Source organism: Desulfobacter sp. UBA2225 (assembly GCF_002348205.1).
Taxonomy (GTDB): domain Bacteria; phylum Desulfobacterota; class Desulfobacteria; order Desulfobacterales; family Desulfobacteraceae; genus Desulfobacter; species Desulfobacter postgatei.
In genome coordinates this window covers 1-7,167 of sequence record NZ_DDYV01000117.1, presented here as the reverse complement: position 1 = coordinate 7,167, position 7,167 = coordinate 1, and the positions used below count along the sequence as shown (strand labels likewise).

The 7,167-nt window shown below is 46.8% G+C and carries 8 protein-coding genes; all 8 read left to right on the top strand.

Features of this window, described 5'->3' with window-relative positions:
* The coding region (locus B3D59_RS06345; RefSeq protein WP_286818481.1) for a Wzt carbohydrate-binding domain-containing protein at positions 1–797 on the top strand (797 nt) is incomplete at its 5' end.
* 93 nt (positions 798–890) lie between these two features.
* Positions 891–1,637 (top strand): class I SAM-dependent methyltransferase, encoded by a 747-nt coding sequence (locus B3D59_RS06340; RefSeq protein WP_286818480.1) that lies wholly within the window; start codon positions 891–893, stop codon positions 1,635–1,637.
* Between the two features lie 16 nt (positions 1,638–1,653).
* Positions 1,654–2,445 (top strand): hypothetical protein, encoded by a 792-nt coding sequence (locus B3D59_RS06335; protein ID WP_286818479.1) that lies wholly within the window; start codon positions 1,654–1,656, stop codon positions 2,443–2,445.
* On the top strand, positions 2,442–3,086 hold the full coding sequence (locus B3D59_RS06330) for a class I SAM-dependent methyltransferase (protein WP_286818478.1): 645 nt from the start codon (positions 2,442–2,444) through the stop codon (positions 3,084–3,086). The genes B3D59_RS06335 and B3D59_RS06330 overlap by 4 nt, the downstream gene beginning before the upstream one ends.
* A gap of 627 nt (positions 3,087–3,713) precedes the next feature.
* Positions 3,714–4,481 (top strand): hypothetical protein, encoded by a 768-nt coding sequence (locus tag B3D59_RS06325; protein ID WP_286818477.1) that lies wholly within the window; start codon positions 3,714–3,716, stop codon positions 4,479–4,481.
* Positions 4,482–4,513: 32 nt separating this feature from the next.
* A complete protein-coding gene (locus B3D59_RS06320; RefSeq protein ID WP_286818476.1) occupies positions 4,514–5,077 on the top strand; it encodes a hypothetical protein in 564 nt (187 codons plus the stop codon).
* 160 nt (positions 5,078–5,237) lie between these two features.
* Complete coding sequence (locus tag B3D59_RS06315; RefSeq protein ID WP_286818475.1) at positions 5,238–6,695, top strand: DDE-type integrase/transposase/recombinase; 1,458 nt, start codon at positions 5,238–5,240, stop codon at positions 6,693–6,695.
* Entirely contained in the window at positions 6,688–7,149 is a 462-nt protein-coding gene (locus B3D59_RS06310; protein WP_286818474.1) for an ATP-binding protein, read from the top strand. Before B3D59_RS06315 ends, B3D59_RS06310 begins: the two co-directional genes overlap by 8 nt.
* The last annotated feature ends 18 nt before the right edge of the window (positions 7,150–7,167 follow it).

The window sequence follows — 7,167 nt, the reverse complement described above, 5'->3', positions numbered from 1 at the left end:
GCTACTCCAGCGGCATGTACGTCCGTCTCGCCTTTGCCGTCGCCGCCCACCTGGAGCCGGAAATCCTCGTTGTTGATGAAGTTCTGGCGGTCGGCGATGCGGAATTTCAGAAAAAATGCTTGGGCAAGATGAGCGACGTGGCAAGAGGGGGTCGAACGGTTTTATTTGTGAGTCACAATATGGGCGCCATAGACACTTTGTGTCCTAATTCCTTTCAGTTGGAAAATGGGTTGCTCGTTTGCGAAGGGCCATCAAAAAAGGTCATCAACAACTATTTGATGTCCTCTTACGATAATGCTGCACCGGTTGTTGATCTTTTTCAGAGAAACTCAACACCCGACTTGAGTCACGAAATAAAATTTCAGTCTCTATGGACTGAATCGCTCAGCGGAACGAAAACGCGTGAATTTGAATTGTTCCAGCCTTTTTTCGTATGTTTCAGGTACAATGTGAAGGTACGGGTTGCAAACGCGCTGATAGCCCTGCGTATAGAAACGATAAGCGGTCAAATCATCATTGATTCCTGGGATTCCGATTTTCTGCAATCTGAAGAGGCATCTCCGGGACAGTATTTTGTGAAAGTGAAAGTCGATCCGCAGGATTTTCACCCTGGGCACTATCAAGTCAGTCTTCGTGCTGTTGTCCATCTTGTGCGATGGATTGATCGGGCCGATGGGGCTTTACGTTTTGAAATTAAGCCGGTTAGCCCTAAGCATGTCTGGCGTTCTGAGAGAAAAGCAATTTTGGCAAGGATCCTTCCCTGGGAAAGAAGACGCGATGGAATCAACACAGACTGATGATTGCTGCCCGATAGGCGGTTCATCTTTTCTTGAGACATGGGGTACGGCTGTGGATATTGGCAACCCTGAAATTATACATAAATTGGCAAAATGCAGAAATGCACCCTTATATTTGTACACCCGCTTCCATCAGAAGCATTTCTTGCAGAGGCATACAAAAACAACGATAAAAGTGTTCTTCCCGATGACAACTTTGTGGATGTGCGTTCAAGCAGTCACTTTTCAGTGGGCGATCTATGGGTGCTCAACCATTTGCGACATTCCAGAACCTTGGGTAATTTGCTGGACATAGGTTCGGCAAACACAAATCTTCTTTCAAGAATTAAAGCATTGGGGTGGGATCTGACTGTCGTTGAACCATCAAAAAATGCAGTAAAACTGTCGCGTGCCGGTGATATTAACATCTGCCGCAATACTTTGGAAAATGGCCGTTTTGATCGCACTTTTGACGTCATATCCGCAATTGATGTCTTAGAGCTGGTGCACAATCCATGTGAGTTTTTAAAAAAGGCTATGAGTTTATTGTCGGTGAACGGCATTGTTTTGCTTAGGTTTCCCAATTCTTATTCTTTGCGATGCAGATTTGAGCGTGATCGATGGTCCATGATCAGACCCCTTGGTCATCTGCACTTCTTTTCACCCAAATCATTTCGTATTGCTTGTCGAAGCTCCGGATTAAAAATACTCCACATGGAATCCCACGATTTGATAAATTACGCATCCTTGCGGATTTTTGGTGTGACAATCAGAGGCATCCGATATCTACGCCCTGTGACGTGGTGGTTCAACAAAAAGCTTTTAGGAGATCAGTTGCTTGCGACTCTTACACGCCCGTGAAAAGACATGGCCCGCCTTGTTGACGGGAACAATTACACCCCATCCCCACGCAATCTCGAAATTGAATGATTCCTCCGAACGAGAAGAACAATATCTTGAAACACTACGATGGATGGCAACCGGCAGGACGGGGATCAAAAAAATTTTCTTCTGTGAAAACTCAGGATATGATCTTGTCAAATTCCACCCCTTGTACGACTTGTATGCAAAACATAACCGTCAGCTTTCGCTCTACAGTGTACCTGCGCCTCCTGTAAGCAATCGCTTTCCTGGAAAGGGTTGGGCAGAGGGGATAATGATATCTTGGGCACTTGAGAATTGCATGATAAAAGAAGATATAAAAGCTTTTATCAAAATAACGGGCCGTTATCGAGTCTTGAATTTGAAGCGTATTGTTACGGTTATCAGAAGGGAACTCCGTAGAACCCCCTCGCTTAAATTTGTGGGCTATTCTTTTACAACGTTGCCAAGACTACATATACGATCCGATTTTTTCTGGAGCGACAAAGATTTCTACACGACATATCTTGCCGATGCTTACACCGATGTGGATGATGCAAATGGTCATTACCTGGAACATGCCTTTGCGGAGCGGTTGTGGAGGCTTAAGGATCGTTTTGATATTGGCATCTTGTCTCTTTCTCCTCTTATCCGGGGTATAAGCGGATGGAATGCGAAAAGGATGCTCGATACCAGGCAGTATCTCAAAGAAGAGGTGAAACAGGCCTTGCGACCGTTGCCAAGGATGAGAAAAATAAAGGACCTCGAAATAACATCTTTCAATCGTGATAAGGGCGATTCGTTATGATCACGCACGAAATAAAAACAAGAGCCTCCCATTGGTTTGATCTTTACGTCAATTTACTGGAGCAAGAAATTATAGGTTCCTGCCAAACCCTTTTAGATATAGGATGCGGGAATGGGGGTCATATTAGAGGCTGTTCTCCCTACCTCAAAAAAGCCGTAGGGGTTGACGCATTCCCGGAGGTTGTAACGAAAGCAAGGGAAAGCGGTTTTTATACGGAGACGATACTTGCAGGCGTGGATCAATTAACCGAACTTTTTGAAGAACATTCCTTCGAGTGCGTTTTAGCCTTTGACCTCATTGAGCATTTGGAGAAGGCGGAGGGTTTGGCCCTTATAACCGTGATGGAAAAATTGTCATCGAAAAAGGTGGTTATATTCACCCCTAACGGGTTCTTGCCGCAAGGTCCGATACAGGGGAATCCCTACCAAGTGCATCAATCCGGCTGGAGCGCCTCCGAAATGAAATCGCTTGGTTATACGGTTTACGGTGTTCATGGATTTAAAGACATTTTAGGAGAAGAATCGTTGCCAAAATGGAGACCTTACAGGTTCTGGAAACTTGTTACGGTCTTGTTTCAACCGTTGTTTTTGAAGATGCCGAATATGGCCTTTCAGATATTTTGCGTAAAAGTGAAAAAATGAAGAAACGTATCCTAAAAAAGTGAGAGATTCATATTGGTTTTGATTTCACGAAATTATCAGGTGAATATGGTGGTAAAGGGAGTATTGAAACCATTTAAATGTTCCTTTACGGGAATGAAAAAAGACGGATTTTCAAAGCTCGCCGGGGGTATGAGACGAAGGGGTAAATGCCTTTCTTCCTTAAGTTAACATTTTGGAAAAACAGAAAACTATGGGGAATAGGCCTTCTTGGCTTTTTCGTTATTTTTCACAATCCCCCCATTCTAAAAACTGTTGGGCAGTTGTTTTACTCAACGATTGAGATTGTTAAAGATTTGCAGGGGTTTAATCACAACGTGAATGTCTCCCATTCAGGTGAGCAGGTATTGCCGTAGTCGGTACAGGAAATGTTGTATCTTTTGAAGAAGCATCAGTTGGAAAGTTATCAAGTTTCGGAACAAATTCGAACAGCCGGTAGGGGATTTATCTATCAGAGGCTTGTTGAATCCGCATGGCCTCGAAAAATATCCGAAAACAGCAAAATAAAAATCATTTTTATCTCAGAAATGGGGGGTCTTCTAAACCACACAATACTTGAACGTGGCCAAGAGGTTGCACTTGTTTTATATAATTAGTTTAGGCGGTTTAATGTATGTTTTGGGGCTAGGCTATTTAGTAATCAGCATTTTATATTCAAAAAAGGAAAATCTACTTTTCATTGAAATTTTTCCACTCATTTTTACTTCCGGCCTAACAGCATGCTACCTTCTTTTGCTTTTGTGTCAATCGTTGTCAATCAGTTTATTGCTTGGGTCAATTTTTTCGGGCATCTCTGTTTTATGGTTGTGTTTCGATGCAATGAGAGTTGGGAATGGACTTCAAGTCCCAACAAGAACCATATATCTTGTCGCTTGGATCATTATTATTTTGTTTTTATACTACATCAAAATATTGTTCGACCCTCTTCAGGGTTGGGATGCACGATCAATCTGGTTTTTTCACGCCAAAATGATCTGGACGGCTGAAACAATCAATGCCGGCTGGAATCATCCATCCGTACAGTTCTCTCATGTTGGTTATCCGAAGCTGGTTCCGGTTTTGACGGCCCAGATAGCGTATGTTCTGGGCTACTGGAATGAGTATGCACCCAAACTATCGCTTTTTTTTCTCCTTATTCCCGCAATATTTTGGATATACAGCTTTTACAAACGAAGTTTCAGTTTTTTGTTTCTGGCGCTTGTTTTTCCCTTTGGGGGGAGCGTTTATATGTGGAACGGTACTATGGATGGATATATCGCATTTTACACAGCTATTGTGAGCACGGCCACAGAAATCGGTGGTAAAAAAGTTAAATATGGTCAAGAAGTGCGAGGGAAAGTGGAAGGAGCCCCCCCGCGTTTCTTGGCCGATTCGTAAAAGGGGCTCCTGCCTAAAAAAAGGCGGGGGCGATGATAACATCACAAATTCTACAAAGCAAATCACTTTTCATTCTGCTGCAAAAAATAGATTTAGATATGTCGGAGAATGCCTGTAAGGAGAAATGTCCTCATTGCGGAGGGGTTCTTCACCGGGGATGGTATCAGCGGAAACCCCGAGGCGGTCCGGCGGGACTTGAAGCATCTGTTTCGATTCGCTACGGTTTATGCTGTGGCGAGGAAGGTTGCCGAAAACGGTTGTTGCCTTCCTCTGTTTTATTTTCAGGCCGTAGAGTTTATTTTGGAGTGGTTTTTCATGTTGTCGTTGCGTTGCGGCAGAACCGAGTTGGGGGCTACACGGTTGAAAAGCTGAAGCAACTCTTTGGCGTCACACGTTCCACATTGTCCCGCTGGATGCAATATTTTCGAGAGATATTCCCTGAGACGCCGGTATGGAAGTTGTTGTCGGGCATATTGATGCCGCCAGTATGCGCAGAGACGCTCCCTGCCAGTTTGCTTGAGCATTTTATTGCCTCCGGGGAGAATACCGAACAGCAGTTGATCCTATACATGAATGCCCTTGCCATCAGGGTTTGAGGACTTGATATTTGCTGGAACTGTATCGGGCGATTTTTTCGCGCAAAAGATGTGCGGCTGTATAAAGGAAATGGATGAGCTAAAGGGGTTTTGACAACGAATTCGACATCGATTCTCCATGGAGGAGGACGAAGAAGCGAGTTTGGAGGAGAAAACACCCATGAGCGAGTCAAAGATGCCCCATTGGCAAAAATGGGCACAGTTCCGTTTTTCAGTCATAGGCGCCCTTTTGTCCTGTCCGCCGGAAGGTGGCGCACTTCAGCGAGAGCTTGAGGCTCTGACCGGCAAAAGTTTCCAGCATCCCGTTATTCCGGACAAACAGATAACGCCGGGTTTTTCGACGATCGAACGGTGGTTTTATCAAGCCAAAGACGCTGCTGATCCCATCGCGGCACTGGGGCGGAAGATTCGGGTCGATGCCGGCATACGCAGGGTTGTTAGCGAGGAGCTGAAGGCTGCCATACAGTTGCAGTACGATGCCGGGAAGCACTGGAGCGTTCAGTTGCACTACGACAATCTGCTTGCACAGGCTCTGAATGATGCAATGTTTCCGCATGTTCCCAGCTATAAGAGCGTTTTGCGCTGTATGCGGGAAAACGGCTGGGCGAAAAAGAACGGCCCATCCCATCTGACGGGAGGGCAAATCCAGGCGGAGCTGCGCAGAGAGCGGCGAGAGATCAGAAGCTACGAGGCTTCGCATGTCCACGCATTGTGGCATCTTGATTTTCACCACGCAAAAATCAGGCTGCTCGACTCATCCGGTGCTTGGCATCAGCCAATGGCCCTCGCAATCATAGACGATCGTTCCAGGGTTTGCTGTCACTTGCAGTTTTATATGTCGGAAACAGCCGAATGCCTCATTCACGGACTGACCCAGGCAATCATGAAACGCGGATTGCCGCGCGCCCTGATGACAGACAACGGCGCGGCGATGATTGCCGAAGAGACCCGTCAGGGACTGGCCCGTCTTGGCATTGTCCATGAGACCACCCTGCCTTATTCACCCTATCAAAACGGCAAACAGGAGGTTTTCTGGGGACAACTGGAGGGTCGTCTGATTGCCCTGTTGAAGGGACTCGATGATCTTGATCTGGCTTTTCTTAACAAGGCCGCGCAGGCATGGGTGGAACAGGATTACCATAGAAGCCGGCACAGTGAGATTAAAACGACCCCTTTGAAACGGATGCTCGAAGGCCCGGATGTGAGACGTCCGGCGCCCGGCGCAGATGCCATGCGCATGGCTTTTACGCGCCAGATTGAGCGTATTGTCCGCCGCGGCGATTCTACCGTCGTGGTCGAAGGCGTGCGCTTTGAGCTTCCGCAACGCTTTTCGCACCTGAGAACAATCACGTTGCGCTTTCCGGGATGGGATAAAAGCCGGATGACCATCATAGACCCTCAAACCGGCGGCCCTTTGGCGAGGCTTTTTCCCCAGGACAAAACAAAAAATGCCGCCGGCATCAGAAAAACCATTGAAAATCCTGACAGCGAAGCAACCGCCAACGTCCCCGGCCAGAAAAAGGAAACTCCGGCATTGCTGCTGAAATGGATGAAAGAGTACTCTGCAAGCGGACTTGCCCCGGCTTACATGCCCAAGGAGGAGTTGGTCAATGAATGATAAAAACCTGCTGGCCATCTATGGCCTTAAATACAACCCTTTTGTGCAAAACCTGCCTGCCGAGGCCATCTGGGTGGAGGTTGAAACAGAGAGCTTTGCGCATCGTGTGCAGGCAATGATCCCACAGGGCGGTTTTGCTCTGATCACAGGAGACCCCGGTCAGGGAAAAAGCAAAACCCTCCAATGGATAGCACATCAACTGAGCGCCATGCCGGATGTCACATTGGGCGTCATGGAACGACCCCAAAGTAAACTCGCTGATTTTTATCGGGAAATGGGAGAGCTCTTCGGGGTTTCACTTGCGCCCGCGAATCGATATGGGAGTTTTAAAACCCTGCGCGAAAAATGGAAGGCGCACTGCCGATCATCCCTGCTGCGACCCGTTTTGCTCATTGATGAAGCACAGGAAGTCTCTCCTGCCTGCCTCACCGAACTGCGACTGCTCCAGACCTAGATTTCTGTGATTTACGCA